Annotated in this window: 17 protein-coding genes and 1 pseudogene; 2 read left to right on the top strand and 16 right to left on the bottom strand. The window is 40.9% G+C overall.

What is annotated here, in order from left to right; genetic code table 11:
- Positions 1-216: 216 nt before the first annotated feature.
- From ABIS04_RS07160 to ABIS04_RS07125, 8 genes and pseudogenes are all read right to left on the bottom strand, one after another.
- Entirely contained in the window at positions 217-1,194 is a 978-nt protein-coding gene (locus ABIS04_RS07160) for a transposase (RefSeq protein WP_350433024.1), read from the bottom strand.
- A gap of 243 nt (positions 1,195-1,437) precedes the next feature.
- Positions 1,438-1,566: pseudogene (locus ABIS04_RS07155) on the bottom strand (transposase); the annotation flags it as partial.
- Positions 1,567-1,966: 400 nt separating this feature from the next.
- Positions 1,967-2,743: an RHS repeat-associated core domain-containing protein gene (locus tag ABIS04_RS07150; RefSeq protein WP_350433023.1), complete on the bottom strand. Its 777-nt coding sequence runs from the start codon at positions 2,741-2,743 to the stop codon at positions 1,967-1,969.
- Positions 2,740-6,984 (bottom strand): hypothetical protein, encoded by a 4,245-nt coding sequence (locus ABIS04_RS07145; RefSeq protein WP_350433022.1) that lies wholly within the window; start codon positions 6,982-6,984, stop codon positions 2,740-2,742. Before ABIS04_RS07145 ends, ABIS04_RS07150 begins: the two co-directional genes overlap by 4 nt.
- Before the next feature lie 537 nt (positions 6,985-7,521).
- Positions 7,522-8,796, bottom strand: coding sequence for a peptidoglycan DD-metalloendopeptidase family protein (locus tag ABIS04_RS07140; RefSeq protein ID WP_140235543.1), 1,275 nt, complete (start codon positions 8,794-8,796; stop codon positions 7,522-7,524).
- A gap of 319 nt (positions 8,797-9,115) precedes the next feature.
- Complete coding sequence (locus ABIS04_RS07135; RefSeq protein ID WP_350433021.1) at positions 9,116-12,814, bottom strand: AAA family ATPase; 3,699 nt, start codon at positions 12,812-12,814, stop codon at positions 9,116-9,118.
- Positions 12,811-14,190, bottom strand: coding sequence for an exonuclease subunit SbcD (sbcD, locus tag ABIS04_RS07130; protein WP_350433020.1), 1,380 nt, complete (start codon positions 14,188-14,190; stop codon positions 12,811-12,813). The genes ABIS04_RS07135 and sbcD overlap by 4 nt, the downstream gene beginning before the upstream one ends.
- A gap of 73 nt (positions 14,191-14,263) precedes the next feature.
- Positions 14,264-15,025, bottom strand: a complete 762-nt coding sequence (locus ABIS04_RS07125) for a TSUP family transporter (protein ID WP_140233887.1) — start codon at positions 15,023-15,025, stop codon at positions 14,264-14,266.
- 277 nt (positions 15,026-15,302) lie between these two features.
- On the opposite strand from ABIS04_RS07125, the gene ABIS04_RS07120 reads away from it, so the two are divergent.
- A complete protein-coding gene (locus ABIS04_RS07120) occupies positions 15,303-15,980 on the top strand; it encodes an SDR family NAD(P)-dependent oxidoreductase (protein WP_350433019.1) in 678 nt (225 codons plus the stop codon).
- A gap of 82 nt (positions 15,981-16,062) precedes the next feature.
- Here ABIS04_RS07120 and ABIS04_RS07115 read toward each other — a convergent pair whose 3' ends face one another.
- Positions 16,063-16,266: a hypothetical protein gene (locus ABIS04_RS07115; RefSeq protein ID WP_140233885.1), complete on the bottom strand. Its 204-nt coding sequence runs from the start codon at positions 16,264-16,266 to the stop codon at positions 16,063-16,065.
- A gap of 97 nt (positions 16,267-16,363) precedes the next feature.
- On the opposite strand from ABIS04_RS07115, the gene ABIS04_RS07110 reads away from it, so the two are divergent.
- On the top strand, positions 16,364-16,570 hold the full coding sequence (locus ABIS04_RS07110) for a hypothetical protein (protein WP_137221371.1): 207 nt from the start codon (positions 16,364-16,366) through the stop codon (positions 16,568-16,570).
- An 86-nt stretch (positions 16,571-16,656) separates the two neighbouring features.
- On the opposite strand, the gene ABIS04_RS07105 is transcribed toward ABIS04_RS07110, so the two are convergent.
- The 7 genes from ABIS04_RS07105 to zipA all read right to left on the bottom strand — a co-directional run bounded on the left by ABIS04_RS07105 (position 16,657) and on the right by zipA (position 23,291).
- Positions 16,657-17,049, bottom strand: coding sequence for a ribonuclease E inhibitor RraB (locus ABIS04_RS07105; RefSeq protein WP_137221373.1), 393 nt, complete (start codon positions 17,047-17,049; stop codon positions 16,657-16,659).
- An 11-nt stretch (positions 17,050-17,060) separates the two neighbouring features.
- On the bottom strand, positions 17,061-17,294 hold the full coding sequence (locus tag ABIS04_RS07100) for an RNA-binding S4 domain-containing protein (RefSeq protein ID WP_140233883.1): 234 nt from the start codon (positions 17,292-17,294) through the stop codon (positions 17,061-17,063).
- A 50-nt stretch (positions 17,295-17,344) separates the two neighbouring features.
- A complete protein-coding gene (locus ABIS04_RS07095) occupies positions 17,345-18,151 on the bottom strand; it encodes an SDR family oxidoreductase (protein WP_350433018.1) in 807 nt (268 codons plus the stop codon).
- Positions 18,152-18,191: 40 nt separating this feature from the next.
- Positions 18,192-19,391, bottom strand: coding sequence for an HD domain-containing phosphohydrolase (locus ABIS04_RS07090; RefSeq protein WP_350433017.1), 1,200 nt, complete (start codon positions 19,389-19,391; stop codon positions 18,192-18,194).
- Positions 19,392-19,557: 166 nt separating this feature from the next.
- A complete protein-coding gene (locus tag ABIS04_RS07085; protein ID WP_140233880.1) occupies positions 19,558-20,073 on the bottom strand; it encodes a DUF2919 domain-containing protein in 516 nt (171 codons plus the stop codon).
- A 51-nt stretch (positions 20,074-20,124) separates the two neighbouring features.
- Positions 20,125-22,140 carry an NAD-dependent DNA ligase LigA gene (gene ligA / locus ABIS04_RS07080; RefSeq protein WP_350433016.1) on the bottom strand — a complete coding sequence of 672 codons (2,016 nt, stop codon included), beginning with the start codon at positions 22,138-22,140 and terminating at the stop codon, positions 20,125-20,127.
- Between the two features lie 101 nt (positions 22,141-22,241).
- Positions 22,242-23,291, bottom strand: a complete 1,050-nt coding sequence (gene zipA / locus ABIS04_RS07075) for a cell division protein ZipA (protein WP_350433015.1) — start codon at positions 23,289-23,291, stop codon at positions 22,242-22,244.
- Positions 23,292-23,296 lie beyond the last annotated feature (5 nt).

Genomic DNA, 23,296 nt, shown 5'->3' with positions numbered 1-23,296 from the left:
AACGATGCCACCCATTTCTTGAACAAATAACATAACTCGTTTTCATGGCTTTGGCGAGGGTTACGGTCGATGTGATCAACGCATCAATTTTTATCGATATGGCTAAAATATTATCGTTAAATGAATGATTTATGGTCATCTAAGACATTCAGCACAGCAGAAAATCTTGATATCAATCAATTGTAAGGAAAATGGTGGTTTTTCAAGAATTAATGCTTAAGCGCACAGCCAGCGCTGACAATTTGCAGCGCCTTGTCGTCGTTTTCGCTCTAAATGCTCACAATATTCGGTTAATGCGGGTAATGCACCGACTGCACCTTTAAATAAAGCACCAAATTCAGTGGTGATTTTAAGCCAATTCTCTGCTGGGATGTTTAGCCTATTCAGTATGCCCTGACTGCTTGAGCTAATGGCGCCACGCTTATCTTCTCGAATAATACGGCCTGTATCTTCAACCAGTATAATGTAATCTTTCACGCTGAACATGAGCCCGTTAGGCATATTGATTCGCTCATTACCCACAAACGGTAATAACTCAGGTGGTTGCTCGCCTTTTATTGCTGAATTGATACGGCGCTGAATACTGGTGTAATCGGAGGTTTCAGGGGTTGCTGCCATTTTGGCTCTGACAGGGTTTAAATCGACATAAGCCATACAGGCTAAAACTGCGGCTTCATCAAGCAATGCTTGAGATTTAAACCTCCCTTCCCAGAATCTTCCGGTACATTTATCTTCTTTGTTGGCCATTCTGGCTATAGGCTCACTGAGTGAGCGCATAAACCAACTGATATCAATTAAGCGCTTACGGTATTCGGTAATGCATTCATTAACCGTTTGAAGTTCAAACTGGTTAAGGTCTTCTTCTTTTAGGTACTTGTGTGTAAGTAACGAGCCCTTAAAGCCTTTGTGCCATTGAATTAGCACTTCTTTATCTGACCACTTTTTTGCTTTGTCAGCATCGACTTTCAACACTACATGTAAGTGATTACTCATCACGGCGTAAGCACAAATGTCGATGGCAAAGATGGTCGCTAACTCAAGAATACGTGAATCGACCCACTCACGCCGATGCTCAAAGTTTTCACCTGTTGAATTATCAAAACCACATAAAAATGCCTTACGCACCACACGCGAACAGCAGTGATAGTAAGGCGTATCTTCTAAACTCACGATAGTTTGTCTTGGTCTGGCCATCTTCAAGTACCGTTTTAAAAAGGGTAAATAAAGCCTAGCTCACTGTTGAATATTTCACCAATTAGAGTGGGTGGCCATATTATTGCCACACGCGAACAGCAGTGATAGTAAGGCGTATCTTCTAAACTCACGAGGGTTTGTCTTGGTCTGGCCATCTTCAAGTACCGTTTTAAAAAGGGTAAATAAAGCCTAGCTCACTGTTGAATATTTCACCAATTAGAGTGGGTGGCCATATTATTGGTGGCGATGATTGTAGTTCCGACCAGAAATTTTATCATCGCCACAAAGGTAAGCACGCCGTACTACACGGCTACAACAGTGATAAAATGGCGTGTCTTCGACACTAATCTGGGTTCTACGAGGACGTGGCATAACAAACTCCTACATTTAAAACTTTTTTGAGTTTAGTAGAAGATGTAAAATCACGCGATTTATTATGGCTGTCCACTTTAGCCGCCTCTCTTTGCCCCCTAGCCAGAAAAACAAAGCCACGCTCTCGTTATGATGGCGAGGCTTTGGATTCAAAATAAGGAACTTTTATAGCTACCTTTTGTTTCTAATACCCCTATATCGAAGATAATATGACATCATCCCTATTGAATTTAAGCCAACAATAATCCACTTGGCTTTATCCATATCACTATGAAAAATAGCAGTGATTATAGCGGCACCAATAAAACAAGAGGAGATGCTTAACAATAAACGACTATCGCTATTTAACTTTATCGGTACAACAATAGATATTATTACTAAAAGAACATATAAGAAAATACTAGTTGTCATGATTATGCTCTTGAGTTGTCTTCACTTCAATTTTCGGTTTATCTGTTAAACTGGTTGCTTCAATAGAAACCTCTGTTTTGAATACATCACCTTTATGAACTGGTTCAACTCCGCCAGTTGCCGCAACAGCTATTCCAGCGGCCGTAACGTAAGGTACTGTTGGCGGAGCTAAGAGAGTAAGAGCTGCGCTACTTACAGCTAAAGTAGTATTTGTTACCGCTTCTTTAGTAGATTTCATGTTGTCAGCTTGTTCCACAGTTTCCATTTTATTTTCTATTGTAGCCTTTAATTTAAATTCAAACTTCGGGGAAGACTTAACTACATCTGAAGGATCTGCTACAGCTTTATCTTTTGGATATAAGCTAGCATCTTTTCCATCAGGATCAGTATACTTATAAGGATTATTGTTTGCATATGCATATCTATTGAATCCATGGACTGCATCTCCTTTAGCTAATTGTTTTATGTAATCCATAGGATCATTCGAATAGAAACGACCTATAACTGGATCATAGTATCGTGCCTGCATATAACTCAGGCCCAAATCAGCATCATATTTATGACCGGTATAACCTACGTCATCACGCTTCTGTTCGATTTCTTCACCAAAGGCTTTGTAATGTGAAAGCGTAACGATTTGTCCTGCACTATTGGTTTCTGCAACCGGTGAGCCTAATAAGTCGCTGTGTACAAATGTCACTCCCGCAACCGCAATGCTACTAGGAAATAATATCAACATCGCTAAAATTTGTAATAGATTTTTCATAGCTCGATACCACCACCTGATACTTTGCACGTTATTGTGAGTGATTTAGACACCTTCGTCGTTAGTCCTGTCGAATTATCTGTGATGATTGCCCCAACGGTACCCGTTTTACTTTCACTTACATTACGACAGTAGTAACTGAACGTTTTTGGACTAACCCCATCCGTATTGTTGAAAATCGAATGGCCTGTGTAATACCATTCGGTTTCACACCCCTTAGGACAACTTTTGCTTAAGGTTAGGGTGATTGATGCAGTACCAGACCCCGTCTTAGTGGTTTGACATGAACTTGGGTTACAGGTCATGCTGGCCGTTGGCGCTGAAAGTGCGGCCGTGTTTGTATTTCCTGTACCATCCTTTGCAATAAGCTTGTCGTTCAGGTAGACATAGTTAGTACCACCACTGGGGGTTTCACGATAGAGCAACTTTCCTGCTTTCGAGTAGAAACTGTAGCTTGTTCCTTTACTGTCAACTTGTTTAATACGGCGATTTTGTGCATCATAAATATAGGAATAACTTCCTGATTGGGTCATTTGCCCCGCAAGATTGTAAGTAAATCCTCGATAGCTGTTGTTACCGATATTACCTCGCGCATCATAACTAAATGATGAGTATGATTTAGCCGCAGCCCCCGTACCTGTGATGGATGACAAGCGATTTTTACTGGTGTCATAGTGATAACTCAAGTTGCTATTTAGTGAGTTATACTGAGTAATGTTACTCAACGTATCGTAGTTCACTGAAATGTTACCGATGAATGAACCACCACTTATGCTCTTTAGTCGGTCAAGTCCATCATAGCTGAGACTATTAAGTGAGTACCGACTGTTACGGTTATCTAGATAACGGCTTACATTGCCGCCATCGTCATAATCATAACTATGGTCCAATGCAACCAAAGTAGTACTGCTAGCTTTCATTGCCACGGGCATATTTCGGTCATTGACATCAACCGTTTGCACAATACCATTACCATAGGTGAATTGTGATGGCATTCCTGCTGCGTGATAGACAATGCCAGTGGCGTAATTAAGTGCTGATGCATAACTGTTGCTCGCACGCTGAACGGAGCGGTGATACCCCATGGCATCAGGCGCGAGTGTGACTTTGTAGCCATTAGGGTACGTTATACTGGTCATATTGCCGTAGTTGTCGTAACTATACGACACGTTCATGGTCTTTCCACTGACAACTGTGGTTTCAGTTGTAGGCTTGTTTTGTGAATTATAACTGAATGATTGTGTAAAACTGCTTGCTGAAATAGAAAGTGGATTATTATTTTTATCATAGCTATACGTCAAATCTGGCGTCGAGTCACCATAATTTACCGTGCGGATATTCCCAAGGTTGTCATAGCTATAACTCACCTTATCGGTTGAAGAAATGACCGTATCGCAACTGTTGGTGTCAATGCTAATCGAATTTCCTTTCCCTTCGTAGGACAGCTGAGCAAGAGCATCATAGCGGTAGGAAAATGCACCATATTCAGGCCTAATTATCTTACATAACTGCTGATAAGCATCATAAACGTGAGATTCAACCGCCCCCCCCTGACTGATGCTGGTGATGTTGCCAAATTCGTTGTAAATAATAGAGGTGTCCACACTTTCTGGTGAATCAATCTGAGTCTCTGACTCATATGAGGGGACTGCGTACGCAAGATAGGTATTTGTCGTCGAGTTACCATTAAAATCAACATGTACTATTTTATTGCCATTAACATAATTAAACGTTTGGGTCGCACTGATGGTGTTATCTGTCGCCGATATCTGTTGCCCCAGGGCATCAAAGGTAAAATCAATGCCTTTCGTAATATCTCCATCGTCAAGAATATAGCTTACAAACGTGACATTGTTCATTGAATCATAGGACTTAGCGGATAACTTAATGGTGTCCGATTTGGTAATATCTCGCTCACTGACAAAAACAGGTCTCACAAATGCGTCAAAATAACTATCCTGTAGATGGTTACCTGTTTTGACCGTTTGTTTCAACATGCCAGTTTCAACATTCGCATACCCTTCAGAGCTAGACGTGTAATCATAGCTAATAGTGGTATTTAATAAGGCAGCATCACAAGGGTCGAATAAGGTCATTCGGCCAAGGTTATCATAGGTTACGTTGGTACAATTACCTTTAAAATCAGTCTGTTTAGTCACCCAGCCGTTATTATCTACCACGTTATACGCATATTGTAATGCTGTACTAAGACTTTGTGGCGTTTGAATGGTCTGCGGTATTCCGCGTTTATAGTTACTGAATTGATGCCAACGATTGGTTGCGTTATAACTCACCTTCTGCTCCAAACCTGCTTGAGTTCCCGTTGTGTAATAACTATCGTATTGCTTATACCAACGACCAAAGGCGAGTTTTTGATAAGGCAGCGATTTATAGTTGCTGGTTGCAGAATAGTAGGAGGTCTGTTTAGTTGGCTGATAACTACTACCATCGGTCGAAACAAATGTTGTGTCTGGTAATCCTAAAAGCCAATTTGTAACATCATGATTGTATGTCTGTTTCACATAACGTTGGGTATTACTGAAATCATTATACTCATGGGTGATGGCACCGAAACCATAAAGGTCAAAACTACTGTTTGACTGAATATAAGTATCAGTATTTGTACCATCGTAACGAATAGTTTTCCCCTGAGTTGGACGCAATTGATATTCACTGCGGATACTGGACTCATTGTATACCGCAGCAAATGATTGTCCGACATCATTCCCTTGGGCAAACGAATATTGTATCTGTTCTAATACATCACCACTGCGGTCATAAGTTTCTTTGACGACAAGACTCCCTTCGGCAACACTGTCATATTTTCGATCGAAATAACGCACATAAACATTGTCTTCTGGTGTCGTTTCGGTAGAAGAATTGAAATCTATATCATTAATATTGCTAGGAAGTGTGCCAGTAAGACGCATTCCATTCGTAATGGAAGCACCCTGAAAATACCCAATATTGGTAGAGTAATCATAAGTCCAATCTAACGGTGTCAGCCCAGGTCCGGTTACCGTTTTTTGTACTAAGGCATGATTCGCTGAGCACCGCTTAGTGAGGGTCGAACCATCATCAGCACCAGTGTCCATGTAGAAAACATTGCTCCTTCCATGTAATTTTGGGGAAAATTTATACGTTGCCTTAACCCCATTGGGTGCGGTGACAGAGGCGATAATATCATCCATAGTCTGATGATAATGGTCAATAGAAGCACTATAATCAAACCCACATCCCCCATTGGATATGGTTGGATAAGTATTGTAAGTGGCATATTTATCAAGATCATACAACCAGCGTTGATTTTCTGGATCATCAACTGAGGTTAGCGTGCCAGCTGCATAGGTGTAATTCCAAACCCGACCGTTATAGTTCATAGTGGCGATTTGGTTACCGGCATAGGTAAACGTCACAATACGACCATCATTTGCTGTAATATTAGTGAGATGATTAGTGGTATCATAGTTATACTGAATATAGTTCCCAAATCGGTCTTCAATTTTCGAAGCCCGTAGGCTTATGGTCAGCTTACTAATCACACCATGAGCCTTCCGTATTGTTCTAGGGTTACTAAGGTGAGACTTGTTAAAGGTGATTTTTAACCCATTAGGAGAATATCCAACAAAGCCTTCCCCTGCACCGTTATCCCGCGAAATACAGGAAAACTTCCAATTTTCATTCGTCACCCAAGGATAAGTCGATGTATTACTCTCAATCATACCTGCAGCATTCTTAATCACTGTCTGCTTTTGACCATCACCAAGTAGCATCGTAATACCATCAAAGTACTCTTCAGGCTTATAAGCATCACCATTTTGATAAATAGTCGAAGTCGTATAGGGCGACCCTGAACACTCTTGCCCACTCGACCAGTCACCTGATGACAGACCCGAAGCATTGGTTATGATGGTTGTCTGAATAGATGGGATGTTTAATGCCCAATCACCAAAGTCCAAATGAGCCTGAAAGGGATACATGGCACCAGAATAAAAGGTTCGGCTGACAACTATCGGAATACCATTGCCAGAGGCTTCAAGGTCTGTTTGTTCAAAACCAACGTTACCATGATGGAAATCGATTTTCTCGCCGAAAATCGCAGAATCATTCATTTGTAATTCGAAATCAAGTGCTAGTTTGGTGTAGGGTTCATCAGTTGTAGGACGAACCGTTTCGGTAGATTGGCCAGCAAGCGGAAAGAATAAAAAGGCAAGTAGAAGCCCCTTGAGCAGATTTTTCATATACAATCCTTGTAAAAAACGATGCTAATAAATGTAAGCTAATATATTTTCTCCGCAAAAAAAAAATCAACAACCTTTACAAAAAAACAAACACCGTTAACAATTTACCTCTCTGTAGTTCATTATTCAATTGATGTCATTGATACCATATTCATTGAACTTAGCTATGTGTTACTCGACTAGATACAAAAGCGTAGCCCTAATGGATTTCATGAATTTAACAGGAAAAATTTAAGCTTAGCTTCCGAGGCACAGGTCGTTCATTGGCATCTAATTCCCATCAAAAGCGCTAGCATTTTCGAATAAGGCTGGAGCCAAATACTAATGAAGGTAGAAGCGAGAGCAATCCCCACTGCGAGCATTTCGCTTCTGTTAGTTACTTAATTGGGGGAGTATTGCAGGACGACAGTGGAAATCCTATAAAATAATGAGACGTAAATAACCATTGTATAGCCATTAAATACTCATAAAAAAATGCAGCCAACTGGCTGCATTTAATATCCATCACCACTAATCTGTATAAGAAGTCTCTGTTAATTAGCCTAGATCCATCATCATGCTACGGCTGCGAACTAATGTTTGAAAAGCTTGTAGTTGTTTTTGTGGTAATACTTTAGCTTCTGCAATTTTGGCTTTCATCGCATCAACTGGATGGCCATTAACAATATATTCATAATGTAAGTGAGGACCCGTTGAAGCTCCAGTATTACCCGATAATCCAATCAACTGACCTCGTTTTACCCGTTGACCACGTTTAACCAAAAATTTTGATAAATGCAGGTAACGAGTACGTACCTTATTATCATGCTCAATGACAATATAGTTACCCGCAAAAGCATGCTTCTTCACCAGTGTCACGACACCATCACCAGGCGCGACCACTTGAGTTCCTACTGGAACAGCAAAGTCAGTACCATTATGAGGACGAACACGACCCGTGATTGGGTGTTTACGATTAGGATTAAAACGCGAGCTTAAACGATACTGTCTTTTTAAGGGAATACGTTGGAAAGCCGGAGTTAAACTCTGGCCATTCATGTCGTAATAGTTGCCATCGGTATTTTGAAAAGCGGTAATATCTCGACGACCAGTATTAATACGAATACCTTCAATCGAGGTGATCCCTGATGGTTCTCCTTCAACAAACTGATCATTGACTAATACAGAGAAAGTATCACCGGCACGTAACTCACGAGAAAAGTTTAATTTAGTCTTTAATACTGATTCAACTTTTTGAATTTCAGCGGCGCTTAAGCCAGCATTTTTAGCTGAGACATAAAAAGAACCGTTAATTTCGCCACCGACAATGCGATTTTGCCAAACACCATCAATATTAATGTCTTTTACTTCATAGCTACCATCTTGAAAACGGGTAAAAACCACTTGATGTGCAGGATTAAAATACAGTTCTAACTTTTCCAACTCGCCGTTAGCATTGCCCCAAAATTGGATACGATTGCCCGGCAATAATGTATCTAAAGCCAGAACCTCTAAATCGGCTTCAAGTACTTTATACATAGTGCGTTGGTCTATTCCCGCTAATTCGAAGATTTTACTTAAGGTATCTCCGCTTTCGATCACGTGATTTAAAATCGGTTTAGCTTGATAAACAATTACAGGTGATTGATCTTGTTGGGCAATATGTGGCAATAAAGAATCGATATCGATTGCCACTGGAATACGTTGTGATGAAAACTCTTGTTGTGTTGGCCATAATAATGCAGCCCCGACAACAAACACACTTGCTAGCAATATTTTCTTGTGCAAGTTTGGCAAGTTCAACGAACTTACATCTGGCCTTTGGAAGCCCATAATCTTACTTATTAGCAATGTCTAATCCACCCTAAAAGATGACGCTTATATTTATTGTTTTTCTTTTACTGCAAATTGTTATTGCGATATTGAGGATAAAGTCAGTTAACGCTATGCCTTCATGGCTTTTTATCATCCATATGACCCAATATTTGACTTTTTACGTCTGGCTAAAAAGCTTAAAACACCGACTTTTGCAGTCAAATTGCACATCAACGCTCTTTTATATCAAAAAATAATCATAATACAAATATAAAATGTCATTTAATTCATAATTATTTTGTACTCGATTACAGTAATCACGGGAGTTAGCGGTAAATCAACTTCCGTTGACAGCAAATTCATTTTGTAATTTGCTAATGCCCAGCCCATTCATTTTATTCACTTTCACTTGCACGTTGATCCGCTCTTTCATCGCTTCAACGTGGCTAATCACACCGATCATTTTACCTGATGCATTTAAGTTATCTAATGCATCTAAAGCGGTATCTAGCGTTTGGCTGTCTAAAGTACCAAAGCCTTCATCTAAAAACAGTGAGTCAATACTCGTTTTATGACTAACAAGGTCTGATAACGCCAAGGCAAGCGCTAAACTAACAAGAAAGCTTTCTCCACCAGACAAGGTTCGAGTGTCTCTCACTGCATCACCTTGCCAAGTATCAAGCACTTGTAATTCTAATGCATCTGACTCTTTGCGCTCCAATAAATAGCGCCCCTGTAAACGTTCAAGTTGCCTGTTCGCCAATGCCACTAAATGATCTAAAGTGAGGCCTTGGGCAAATTTACGGAACTTATCACCTTTTTGTGAACCTATTAACGAATGTAAATAAGCTAAGTCATCGTAATCTTGCTGCATTTGCGCCTGTTCGACTAACAATTGCTGCTGCCCGACTCGTTTACTGGCATCTTGTTCTAATTCAAGGCTTAAACGCCAAACAGTTTGCTTGTCTTGTTGAAGTTTGGTTTCTATGGTTTGATGTTGCTGCGCAATCTCGGCATGTTGAGCGGCATTGTATCCTTGTAGCTCCCCAATCTGCATAAGCTCGGTTTGTCGCATTAAGGCTTGCTCCACTATGGTGTTAGCTTTAACAATGTCGTTATCAAGTTGCCGTTTAAGTTGCTGCAATGCCTGTCTTTCTTGTGGTGTTAATATCGCTTGTTCAAACGCTTGTTGATCGGCAAATGGACTAGCTTGCAACGCTGTTTGCCACTGACTTTGCAGTTGCTGACATTCTTGACTGGCTTCACTCGCTTGCGTCATCAACGATTGTTGTTGTACTTGCAAACTGGCCAGTTGTTTGTCTGCCGCTTGTAACTGCTGTTGAATTACGTCAAAAGCTTGTTGAGCCTGTTCCAATTGATGTTGGCTGAGCTGTTTTTCATCTTCAATCACTTTATCGGCAAACAATGCTTGGCGTTGTTGCTGCACAGCTCTTAGCTGCGTATTGGCTTTATCAACTTGCTCGCTAACCGAAGTTAGTTGAGCACTAAACGCAGCAACTTGTAACTGGTTTGTCGCCAACTTTTCGGTTGTAATACTCAATTGCTGTTGATTATCGGTAGCTTGCTGCTGCGCCTGACTCCACTGTTCAAGTTGTTGCTGTAATTCATTTAGCCACACTATGGCTTGCTCAATTGATGGTGGCGTTAGTCCGGTGGCAGTAATTTGTGTTTCAAGTGCGGTGATTAATTGAGTTTGCTGCCCACTAACGGTGTCAATTTGTTGTTGATAATTGAGTAATCCTTGTTGCAAATTATCAAGCTGTTGCTGCAACAAACCTTGTTGATTTACCTGTTTGGCGAGAGTCTGCTCAGCTTGCGCAAACGACTGTTGATGCTGATGCACGTTTTTTTGACATTGGTTAAGCAGGCTTATGGTCGTGGCTAATTGTTGCTGTTTGGATTCTGCCTGAGCCATAAATGTGTTTAAGGCATCTTGTTGCGCTAGGTCTAATCTCAGGGTGACAGACAACAACTGAGTCTGCTGCTGCCATTGTTGTTGTGTGTCATGCAAATCGATTTGAACTTGGCTCAGTTGCTTAAGCGAATTGTCATAGTTCACTTGCAATGCTGTTTGCTGATTTTTAAGCTGCTCACCTTGCTGTTTAATCGCATCAAGTTCGGCTTGTAATTGCTGTGCTCGTTGTTCAGTAGCTGACACATTCAGCGCTTCATAACGCTCAACTAATGGATGCTCGGTGGAGCCACACAAAGCACAAGGTTCACCGGCTTTGAGTTTGGCGCGTTCTAAGGTTAAATTGGCAATGTGTTGCTCTTGTTGCAGAATGGTTTGTACATCTTTAACCTGCTGATTTTTTTCACTCCATTGGGTTCTCACTACACTAAGTGACTCTGCCAGTGCCTGTAATTCAATCTTAAATTGCCCCGACTCAGTGGTTAACTGTTGGCATTGCTGTTGTTGGCGAGCAAACTGACTAAACAGTTGGCTTAATTGATAACGCCCAGCTTGTTGGTCAAGCAACTGTTGATAATCACTATTCAGTTGCGACTCTTGTTGGCCAGCCAGCAACACTTTTAATGCTTGTTGGCTATCGCTCAACTGCACCGTCGCTTGAGTCAGTGCCACTTGTCCTTGAGTTACCTGAGGAACAACATCTGTTAATCTGCTTTGAGTTTGCTTAATACTGTCTTGCTGAAGTGCGATTTGACTATGGGTTTGGCTGAGCTGCTGATTTAATTGAATTGCCTGATTGTATTGGGTTTGCCAAGCGGCAAACTTTTTAGCCACTTCTTGACCTTGTGGTAAACTTTCTAGCTGCTGCTGGATCTGTTGTTTAGCCAATGTCAGGCTCTGTTGCTGGGTCAATAACTGTTGCTGTTTTTCTGCAGCCTGTTGTTGCTGCTGTTCGGTTTGCTGCTGGGTTAATTTGACTTGAGACAACTGATAATTCAACTGGTTTATTTGTTGATCTAATGGCTGCACTTGTTGGTCAATTAAACTCAGCAGGGTTTTATGAGCTTGGCTGACTTGTTCAAACTTTAGCTGACTTTGGCTTTGCTTGTGTTTATGGCTTTGCAACTCGACTTCAGCTTGGCCGGTTTGTTGACTTAACTGATCAATTTGCGTGGTTAATAGTTGAACTTTTTGCTGCACTTTTTGTTGTTGTTCAAATAAAGGCAATATTTGCTGTGCGGGTTCACTGTGTTCAAGTTGAATTAATGCATCACGGTGTTGCTGCTGACGAGATAACGCCTGTTGCTGTTCATCATTAGCTTTAGTTAACAACTGTTGGGCTTGTTGGCTATTGTCTGCCCACGCAATAAATTGGCTTAACTCAGACAATTGTTGCTGTTGGTGCACTATTGCTTGATTAAGTTGTTCAATCTGTTGTTGTTGTGCCACTAGTTGTTGTTGATCGAGTAATTCAACGCTACCAAGCTTTGCCTCTAACACCTTCAAATTGGTTTTAGCATCACTAAAGTTTTGGTGTACTTTCGCTGAAATTAACCCATAAATTTCAGTGCCTGTGAGTTCTTCTAATAATTCTGCTCTATCATTGGCATCGGCATTTAAAAAGGCCGCAAATTGTCCTTGGGACAACATCATCGACTTGGTGAAACGGGCAAAATCGAGCCCAGTGATTTGTTCAATTAATTCTGTTTTACGTTTGATTTGGCTAGCAAGAATTTTGCCATCACTGAGCAGGGCTAACTCTACTTGCGCATCTTGTAAATTACCGTCGGCTTTATCACGCGAGCGGCGCTGACTCCAAAATGCGCGATAGGCAACACCTTTAACTTCAAATTCAACTTCGGCTAAACATTCTGCGGTGCCACGGGTCATTAATTCATTGGTGGTTTTAGAGATATTACTTAATCGCGGGGTGCGGTGATAAAGCGCTAAACAAATCGCATCCAGGATAGTGGTTTTGCCTGAACCAGTTGGACCAGTAATAGCAAATAAACCATTTTCAGCAAAAGGAGATTGGGTAAAATCAATTTTCCATTCATTTTTAAGCGAGTTAATATTTTTAAAACGAAGGCTTAATATTTTCATGATTGCTCACCATCCGCCATATCGTCTTTTATTATTTCAATGCTGGTTTCAGTACTCATTGCTATGGGCTCTTTCGCATCGTCGTTATGAACCATGGTTTCTTGCAGCACATGGCTAGCAGCAGTTTCTTGGGGATGTCGCTCTGCCTCAACATCGGAAACTACTTGGCTAAAGCATTGTTTAATGCGAGTTAACTGCGCTTGTTGTGCCTCGGTTTCAAATTGCTCTTGGGCTAAACGACGAGCAAATACATCATTGACGCTGAGTTCAGATAAGGTTTCATTATCGAGCTGTTTAATGTGTTGTTGCCGCTGACTGCGAGCTCGTTTTAATTGCAATACTTCAACCGTTTTATCTTGGGTCATGTCGGCAATACGTGACTGTAAATCTGATAAGTAATCTTGTTGCGACACTTCAATGCTTAACCAGGTCATTGGGGGCGTTTCTGCTTGTGGAGCAAATGCCTTCAATTGTTGCTCAATACTGTCTAAGTCACCATTTATGACTTGCATAGGTTGAAATATTGGCACCATTAATGGCGTCACTTGGCTAAGCTTTGCATCAGTAAACTCAACTAAGAACACTGATTTATTGGCTTCATTATGAGTAGAAAGTTCATCAAAACTAAGCGCTATTGGTGAGCCGCTATAACGGATATGTTCAGATTTCGCCACCACTTGTGGACGATGAATATGGCCTAATGCAATGTAGTCTGCGGCAGGGAAAAGCGCCGCATTAAAGGCATCTAAACTGCCAATATAGATATCACGCACTGACTCTGATGTACTGGCACCCACTGTGGTTAAATGACCTGTTGCTATAATGGGCACTGGCGTTGCAAATGTACTATTGAGTTGCTCCGCTTGCTCAAAACAGCGCTGATATAACTCGCTAATGGCATCACCAAGTTTACGTTGCTTATCAACGGACGATTCGCCCGACTCACTGAGGACGACATCGCGAGGACGAAGAAAAGGTAAACCACACAATATCGCCCCAACCTCACCTTGGCGATTGAGTAACGGCATAACATGCTCATTAACATTATCGAATGCCCCTGGAATAACAGTGGTGTTAAGACAGGCTAATAAGTGCCTCGATTCGTTTAGCGTCGAGACTGAATCATGATTGCCACCTAATATGATGAGTTGGCAGCCAGTTTGCTGAATTTGAACAATAAATTGATTATATAACGCACGGGCGTAACTTGGTGGCGTACCCGTATCGAAAATATCACCCGCGACAATAAGGGCATCAACTTGATGGAGCGTTATTTGCTCAAGTAACCATGCCATAAAAGCTTGGTGCTCAGCTGCGCGGCTTTTACCATAAAAATATTGGCCAAGATGCCAATCTGATGTGTGAATAATGCGCATAACATCCCTTTGAATGAGAAAAATCAAAAAACACAATAATGGTGTTTGTAAAATTAAATTATCACTTTTACGATTACATATACTGCGACCACAATAATTTACCGCTCATACCCAATGACATAACCACTACTAACGGTTTAATAATTTTAACCCCTTTGGTCACCACTAAGCGTGAGCCTAACGTCGCCCCAATCGATTGCCCCACCAGCATAATCAAGCCTAATACCACCACAACTTGACCACCAATTAAAAAGAAAATTAATGAAGCTATATTCGTCGCAAAGTTTAATAATTTAGCATGTGCGGTTGCCTTAGCTAAGCCAAAACCAGCCAGAGAAACAAACGCTAGGGCGAAAAAACTTCCCGTGCCAGGACCGAAAAAACCATCATACAAACCAACACCTAATGCTGCGGTAAAGGCAAATACGCTTGGGGTGAGCACTTGTTGGCGATCGAGTTCACTGATTTTTTTAGAAAACAGAAAGTAACAACCTATGGCTAAAATCAAAAATGGCAAAACCACTTCTAATAATTTAGCATCTATCATTTGCACCAATATTGTACCAATTGCCGCGCCAATAAATGCACATAACAAGGATAATTTTATACTGCGTAAATCAACTAAGCCATTACGCACAAAATATAAACTGGCAAAGAAACTACCACCACACGCTTGTAACTTATTGGTTCCTAATGCCGCAGCGGGAGGTAAGCCCGCCCACATTAATGCCGGAATGGTCAGTAAACCGCCCCCGCCTGCTATTGAGTCAATAAAACCAGCAATCAAGGCAACAGCAAATAACACAACAGCGAGTTGGAGCGTGAGTTCAAACATGGAGGCTCTCGTATATAACAATAAACGTGAAGTCAGTAAGACATTAGGCAAGGCGTTATTAGACATTCTTTAACGTCAGAATACAAAATGTTATGGGTAATTTATTCCAATTAGCTTAATTAACCACAACTTGCGCTAATAAGCAGTTACCAAATAGTCTATTGTTCGGGTATCTATCTGAACATCGATTGGTATTTACACCTCACTATCACTTTGCTGCTCATTGAGTCATTGATATAGTAGCTAACTCAATGGAAATTTGGCAAAAGGTTTTATTATGATGGTGATTACTGGCGCGAGTAGCGGCCTAGGTGCTGCGCTAACCCAATTGTATGCTGCAGAAAATCATCCACTGTTGATCACGGGTCGCAGTGAGCAAAAATTAGCTGATGTTATGGCTCTGCTAACCCCTTCACAGCAAAACAACATCCATACTCACACTGCAGACTTATGTGTGGCTGAAGATGTCAGTCAGTTATTTTCGCGTTTATCAACGCCACCAAGTAGTGTAATTCATTGTGCTGGCAGTGGTTATTTTGGCCCAATAGAACAGCAAACTCCGCAGGCTATTAATCAGTTGATCGACAATAATCTTACCTCAAGCATTCTGGTGTTGCGTGAGCTTGTTAGTCGTTATCGTGACCATAAGGTCAATGTGGTCGTAGTGATGTCAACTGCAGCACAAGCAGGCAAAGCCAATGAGTCGACTTATTGCGCGGTTAAATGGGCTGTTAAGGGCTTGGTTGAATCTCTAAGACTTGAACTGAAAGGCTGCTCAATGAAGTTGATTGCTGTATACCCAGGAGGAATGGCGACAGACTTTTGGCAAACCAGTGGTAAAGACATTGATACATCAAACTTTATGACGGCAAAAGAAGCCGCCTTAATGCTTAAACAAGCTTTAATCGCTACTGAACATGGGTATGTCTCTGACATTACTATCAACCGAGGTTAATATTCCATGGCTAGTTAACCTCAAATCGAGGGAATGGCTTATTAATCCGAATTGAAGTTAGTGATTTTTTTTGAATGATATTTTATTTGGGTAACAACGGTTTGGTTGACCAATACCAGCAATATATCCACCCAGCGGGAGCAAAAATGAGATTTAACACAATCGCGTAAAAACCAACCAAGGGTAAATTAGTGGTTTTTCCCTTGGCAAACTTTAAAGTAAAGTACACCACGACTAAGGTTAAAACGAAAATAATTTGACCAATCAATGTTGCATTTAACGCCATGATTTCACCCGTTAACCATCAAACCCGTTATGCTGAAATAGCAACGACGTTAAGCTGATGATACATCTCATATTAGATTATTGATAAGGCTACTACAATGTGTAAAAAAGTCATCGAAATACTGGTGTCGATTAGTATTATTCTGTCCTTATCAGCTTGCGCTGAATTAAAACAGACTGGCAAAGAAATCGGTCACACTACAAAAAAAGTAACCACTGCAATCGGTCACGGGACGCGCGATACCGTTAAAGCCATTGGTCATGAAACCAAAGAAGTCATTAATGAGATAAAAGAAAGCGATTAATACTGCGATAGCTTTTTTTGTAAATATCTCAAAAATAAAGGCCGTTAATGCAGAGCATCAACGGCCTTTATTATGCAAATATGATTTTAGTGATGACAATGCTCGGTGCATTCATGATCATCATCTTCATCTGCAAACTCACCATCATCGGCTTGATTTTGCATCACGCCCCAACCGTCAGAAATACCGTCAAACTCTTTGGCAAAAGTATTCAATTCTATTTCTTTGGCAACAAGGGCTGCATATTCAGGCACCATCTGGAGACAAACAATCACTTCCCACTTAGTACTTTCTTCTTCAAAGTTAAGCTCAAGCTCACCTTGAATGTCTGTTTGACTCAATGCTTCTAATGCAGACTCAGCATCACGTTGGTCGTCAAACACTAAAAAGAAATCGACTTCAAGTGATTGCGTTAAATCAATACCGGCTTCAGCCATTGCAGCCAACATTTGGCCATTGTCATCATCTGGGAATTGCATTTATAAATCCTTTACTGAGCAGGAACAATTTCAATGTTTGCGCCATTGAACGAAATAAGATCGCCAACAACACACTTTTTACGTTTACGAGTATCAACTTCACCATTAACGGTAACTTGACCTTCGGTGATAACATGCTTTGCTTCGCCACCGCCGTTCACTAAACCTTGTACTTTTAATACTTTGTACAGTTCTACGAATTCATCACCTTGAAGTAATGCAAACGCTTGAGTTTCAGTCGTCACAATAATTGCCTTTTAATCAAAAGATGTCGGTTATTATAGCCTATGCCAGTTTAGCAAGCATCAAGCATTTTGAATGGACTATCAAACCTATATTGAAATCCTAACTGTTGGCTGATTAACTGACCGTCGATAATTTTGCTTGGTTGTTGCACTTGATTAAACTGCGGTGCCATTAACTCAAGGTGCTGAGTGGCCGCGGTATAAAATACATCTCGAGTAGGATGTTCATTAGCTGCAAGATTATAAATGGGTAAAGTATCCGTTCGTGAAAGGATTAAGCTAACGGCTGCAACACAGTCATCTAAATGCACCAGATTAACCGCGACGTTGGCACCGCTAATATCCGTTTTACCTGCAAAAAAACGTCCGGGATGACGCTTAGGACCAACTAAACCCGAAAATCGTACTATACAGCTGTTTTCCATAACAGAAAATATAGCCTCAGCTTGCAATAATGTTGCACTGGTATCATTGAACGCGGCGGCATCTTGTTCTGTGACGGTTTGGTCTAACGACGGATAAACACCTGTGGTGCTAATAAAAATCACTTTTTGATATTGGCGATCACCTATTAAGCTTTTCAACTGAGTTAAATGACTTATATAGTCATTTTCACCACGCCTTAGTCCTGGCGGTATATTTATCACAATGGCATCAGCATCGAATAACGACGATTTTTTTGCTTGAATCGTCACATTGGCCAAATCTAATTGATAAGCCTCAATACCCGCTTGCTGTAATGGGGCAAAATCATCTGGATGACGTTTTGATGCTTTAACCTGAAATCCTTGGTTAACTAACTGTTTGGCTAGCGGAAAACCAAACCAACCGCATCCTATAAGGGTAATTGTGTTCATGTATTCTCAATGTGACAAGGTTAAATACTATTGATAAGAGTTATTGATTAAAGTTATTAAAATAAAAACTGATTGGGCTATTAGCTTGTAATGTTTTTATAGCGCCTTCAGTTAATTCATCTAACTTAATAACCTCTTCAACTTGGACATCTTCATTAATTAAAAAACGAAAACTAGGCTCTGCACCGCTAACATGACATGACCACACATGAGGTTGCTTAACATCAACGGTCGTCATCATTACTTTAGCAATATTGCCATCGGTTAAACGCACAATGGCACCTGGAGGGTAAATACCTAATATTTTGACCAACACCGAAATTAATTTATCACTGTGTTTGCTGCTATGATTTTTAAACAGAATGCCTAATGCAATTTGCGGGGTCTGGTATTGATGTAACAAGGTTTCGTAGTCATTTGCTAGTGACACAATCTGGGTCGTAAGTAGGATTTTAGCTTCGCTCAAATGATCAGGAAAACCACTACCATCAATAAACTCATGGTGATGCAATACGATATCTAACATGGCCTCAGGGAATAACCCTGTGCGGTTAAGCATGTCATAACCAAAATTAGGGTGCATTTTTAAGAAGTTATTCTCATGGTCGGTTAACTCACCACGCTTACGCCTAATAGCTTCTGGTACTTTAAGCTTACCGATATCATGAAACAAACTGCCTAATGCAATATCACGGACCTCTTTTTTAGACAGTGATAATGTGTGGGCTATCATCATTGCAAGTACCGCGACTGAAATACCATGTTGAGTCACACTAACATCCGCCTCGCCACTACCCACTAGCGTTAAATGAGGAGTTTCGCTTTCATATAAACTATCCACTAAGTCTTCTACTAAAGTGGCAGCTTCGCGATAGGCGCCTTCAGGATCGCTGACAATTTTACCAAATACGGTTCGGCTATCGTTAACTGATTTAACAAAACGTTGTTGACTCACTCGCATACTTTTTTTAGCTAGCGTTCGAGAATCAACTTCTTGAGGAACAACGGCATCAGTTTGCTCCGTTTCAATATGGTCATCAATTTTTGGCAATAAATCATGGCCACTAATTAAGTAAACAAATGACACATCAAGGCCTTTAATCATCTCGATTTGAACTTGTTTTTCAAGTTTAACTTTACTGCGAAAAAAAGGATGTTTTGTCCATGACAAAGGCAGCTTAACGGTTAACCCGATAACCATTTGCGAAACAGGTATTTTTGTTAATTCTGCTTTAGCCAAAGTATTGTCCCTTTTCACATTAGTCGTGCTATGGCTGAGATGGTAATGCCATTCTTGCACAAAAATCTAAGTCTATAGCGCGATGTTTATGAATGTCTTACATTTTCATTTTTTATTGTTGGGTAAATATAGTGCATTTATACCAAGACGTATATTATTTAGTACCTTACTTGAGACAATCATCATTGTTAGGAGGCATTTCAACTTGTTCAGCAGGATCATTCCCCGTCCAGTCAGCAAAGTAATAATATAACCGCTTCGATTTGAACACATAAATAATTGACCAAAAAAGAAACAATGCATCAATCGAATAGCCTACTTTAAACAGAAAATCATCGTGCATCATCCGTTGGAATAAAAATAACCCATCAATAATGAGTAATATCCATAAAAACCAGCGACTACGCTTAAACAGAGGTATGAATATTGGCCAACTGCGTTTACGCTCGGCAATAATAAGTCCATAAATCAACAAAGCACCGACACCAGCGACCAAGGCCAATATAAAATCGCCTTTTTCAGGATAAAATAATCGCACTAAACCGGCTCGGTCGTTAAACTGGGTTAAGGATGCAATAAAAATACACCACCCACGAGCTAAAAAAACCAGCATTAAATACAAAAATAATGGGGGCTTTATATGACCGTGATCATCAAGCCAAGTAATATTACTAAAGTTCACAAAATACTCTTATCGGCGGCTACAAGTATAAATAAAACATAAATATCAATTCTATTCGTTTGATGCATTCAACAAATCCAACAAACCTTGTTCATCAAGGACTTTAATACCCAACGCTTCTGCTTTTGCAAGCTTAGACCCTGCGGCCTCACCCGCTACAACACAATCAGTATTTTTGGACACGCTGCCAGCCACTTTTGCCCCTAACGCCTGTAAGCGTGCTTTGGCGTCATTACGATTAAGTTGCGTCAATGTGCCGGTTAACACCCAAGTTTGGCCTTTAAGGCTTAATTGTGATTCATCAGCTTGTTCAACGACAGGCCAATTGATTCCCGCTTCAAGCAGTTGCTCAATCACCTCAATATTATGTGGTTGAGCAAAGAATAACGTAATGTGCTTTGCAACAATCTCGCCAACATCTGCCACTTCAAGTAACTGCTCGACGCTGGCATTACGGATCCGTTCAAAATCGCCAAAGTGTTGCGCTAAGTTAGCTGCTGTTGCCTCGCCAACCTCACGAATACCTAAGCTATATAAAAAACGAGCCAAGGTAGTGGTTTTAGCATATTCAATTGCCGCAACTATATTGGTCGCTGACTTCATAGCCATCCGATCTAACATAGTAATAGAAGATGCAGTGAGCTTAAATAAGTCTGCAGGGGTTTTAACCAATTCTTTATCAATTAATTGCTCGACAATTTTGTCTCCCATTCCGTCTATATTTAATGCTTTACGGGAGGCAAAATGCTTAATTGCTTCTTTACGTTGTGCTTCACAAAATAATCCGCCACTGCAACGTGCTGTAGCTTCGCCTTCTATGCGCTCGACTGAACTTTGGCAAACAGGGCAATGATCTGGGAAGACAATATCTTGGGCATCATCTGGACGCTTTTCTGGAACGACTGCAACAATTTGTGGAATGACATCTCCGGCACGACGAATAATGACAGTGTCGCCAATCTTAACGCCGAGACGCTCTATTTCATCAGCATTGTGCAAGGTTGCATTCGATACAGTTACACCACCGACAAATACAGGTTTAAGGCGGGCAACAGGCGTTACCGCTCCGGTTCTACCTACCTGAAAATCAACCGACTCTAATAAGGTCATTTCTTCTTGCGCGGGAAATTTGTAGGCGATAGCCCATCTTGGCGCTTTGGCAACAAACCCTAGAGTTTGTTGCTTAGCAATATCATTGACTTTTATTACCACACCATCAATTTCATATTCAAGCGCACTGCGTCTGGCCATAATATCTGCATAATACGCATAGACTTGCTCTAATGAATCAGTCACTTTTACTTCACTGCTGACTGGGATCCCCCATTGTTTTAATTGAGTCAACTGGCCAAAATGAGTATCTTGCATTGGCTGTGATTCGCCTTCTACCACGCCTAATGCATAAGCATAAAACCCTAATGCGCGTGATGCCGTAATTCTACTGTCGAGTTGACGCAAGCTACCTGCTGCGGCATTACGAGGATTAACAAACACCTTGTCACCTTTACCGATTTGACGCTGATTTAACGCTTCAAATGCTGCTTTAGGCATAATGACTTCACCACGCACTTCGACTAAATCTGGAAATCCTCCACCACGTAATTTAAGCGGAATAGATCGGATAGTACGCACATTTTCAGTAATGTCTTCACCGACATTGCCATCACCTCGTGTCGCTGCGCGTTCAAGAATACCTAAACGATAGGTTATGCTCACAGCTAGGCCATCGAGTTTAGGTTCGCAAACATATTTAACACTGCCAACTTTATCTGTTACGCGTTTATTAAATGCTGCAAAATCAGCTTGTTCAAAAGCATTGTCGAGGCTTAACATCGGCTTAAGGTGAGTAATTTGGGCAAATTTTTGCAATGCCATGCCACCCACTCTTTGGGTCGGTGAATCCGCAGATTTAAATTGCGGATAATCATGTTCAAGTGCCGTTAAGCGTTTTATTAATCTATCGTATTCAGCATCGGGTATCGACGGAGCATCATCAACATAATAACGAATATTATGTTGATTAATTGTGTCTGTTAGTTGATCCATTTCAGTTTGAATAGCGTGCATTGTGATATCCGTCATACGAGTTATAACTGTGATTTTATTGATTAAAAGTAACTGCCTAGAACAATTAAGGCCGCTGCTGCGGCCTTAATGAATATATTAACCTACGCGGCATTCAGTCGTCGTAGATAGTCTTTTTTAATGTCTTCGGACCAAGGTTGACGTTGTCCGTCTAATAATTCAGCACCGAGATCCTCTGCTATTTGATAAGCCGAGTTTAACATTATAGTGAAATTCATTAACGGATCACCATAACAAGGTAGTGTCATAAACAACACCACACCTTGAGTCTCAAATTGTTCCATATTATCAGGGTCAAACACACCAGGCTTTAGCATGTTAGCAACCGAAAATAACACTTTGCCTGTACCGGCGTTGTCAATGTGACGATGGAAAATATCCATGTCACCAAACTTAAAGTGAAGAGACAATAAACTGGGCAATAGTTCTGCACCTTGAACTTGTTCACCTGCTTTAGCGACTACGTGAAGCACCAAAACATCTGTTGGTTCAACGGATTCATTTTCAATTGTCACTTTCGGCTCTGCGGTTTCAACTGGCTTAGCCGGTTCCATAGCAACTGTTTTTTGTGGTTCAGTTTTTGGCGAAGATACTGCAGAAGATGCGCTTGCTGTAACACCAGAGTAACTGGATAACGGGCCGCGAGTAGTTGAAGCATTAACTATTTTTTTGGGTGTATTTATAGACTCATGAGAATGATAGCTAGATGTTGGAGCTTGAATATCTTCTTCGTCTTCAATAAATAATGTTTGTTGAGTCGGTTGCGCCGTTTTAGTCGCTTCCGTTGGCTGAGTCGCTCCCGATTTAGTCAATGAGTCTTTTGATGAAGCATGAGATAAGGTTGGTTCAACATGAGTTGTCGAAGCCGGCTCTGGTGTACCATGGTCATTTATAGTTGATTTGATCACGGGTTCATCAACATCACCAGCTTTACGCACCCGAACGGTACCAATACCATCTGCGTCGAAACCTTCTGAGTCCCGACGTTGAGCTTGGTCTTTGTAAAATCCAGCCATCGGACTCTGCTTGGTTGATTTAGGTTGTTGTTTACGAATCGACCAAAAACCGTGCACTAACACCGCAATAATTGCGATTGCGCCTAATACGAACAACACCAGTTGTAGATCTTTCATTAGAT

It is taken from the genome of Shewanella sp. H8 (assembly GCF_040285065.1).
GTDB classification, from domain to species: domain Bacteria; phylum Pseudomonadota; class Gammaproteobacteria; order Enterobacterales; family Shewanellaceae; genus Shewanella; species Shewanella polaris.
The sequence above is the reverse complement of the archived record's forward strand: the minus strand, read 5'-3'. Positions and strand labels throughout refer to the sequence as shown.

Coding starts and splice junctions, on each gene's coding strand:
- ABIS04_RS07160 (WP_350433024.1), bottom strand. CDS start 1,194: ATGGCCAGACCAAGACAAACTATCGTGAGTTTAGAAGATACGCCTTAC.
- ABIS04_RS07150 (WP_350433023.1), bottom strand. CDS start 2,743: ATGAAAAATCTATTACAAATTTTAGCGATGTTGATATTATTTCCTAGT.
- ABIS04_RS07145 (WP_350433022.1), bottom strand. CDS start 6,984: ATGAAAAATCTGCTCAAGGGGCTTCTACTTGCCTTTTTATTCTTTCCG.
- ABIS04_RS07140 (WP_140235543.1), bottom strand. CDS start 8,796: ATGGGCTTCCAAAGGCCAGATGTAAGTTCGTTGAACTTGCCAAACTTG.
- ABIS04_RS07135 (WP_350433021.1), bottom strand. CDS start 12,814: ATGAAAATATTAAGCCTTCGTTTTAAAAATATTAACTCGCTTAAAAAT.
- sbcD (WP_350433020.1), bottom strand. CDS start 14,190: ATGCGCATTATTCACACATCAGATTGGCATCTTGGCCAATATTTTTAT.
- ABIS04_RS07125 (WP_140233887.1), bottom strand. CDS start 15,025: ATGTTTGAACTCACGCTCCAACTCGCTGTTGTGTTATTTGCTGTTGCC.
- ABIS04_RS07120 (WP_350433019.1), top strand. CDS start 15,303: ATGATGGTGATTACTGGCGCGAGTAGCGGCCTAGGTGCTGCGCTAACC.
- ABIS04_RS07115 (WP_140233885.1), bottom strand. CDS start 16,266: ATGGCGTTAAATGCAACATTGATTGGTCAAATTATTTTCGTTTTAACC.
- ABIS04_RS07110 (WP_137221371.1), top strand. CDS start 16,364: ATGTGTAAAAAAGTCATCGAAATACTGGTGTCGATTAGTATTATTCTG.
- ABIS04_RS07105 (WP_137221373.1), bottom strand. CDS start 17,049: ATGCAATTCCCAGATGATGACAATGGCCAAATGTTGGCTGCAATGGCT.
- ABIS04_RS07095 (WP_350433018.1), bottom strand. CDS start 18,151: ATGAACACAATTACCCTTATAGGATGCGGTTGGTTTGGTTTTCCGCTA.
- ligA (WP_350433016.1), bottom strand. CDS start 22,140: ATGCACGCTATTCAAACTGAAATGGATCAACTAACAGACACAATTAAT.
- zipA (WP_350433015.1), bottom strand. CDS start 23,291: ATGAAAGATCTACAACTGGTGTTGTTCGTATTAGGCGCAATCGCAATT.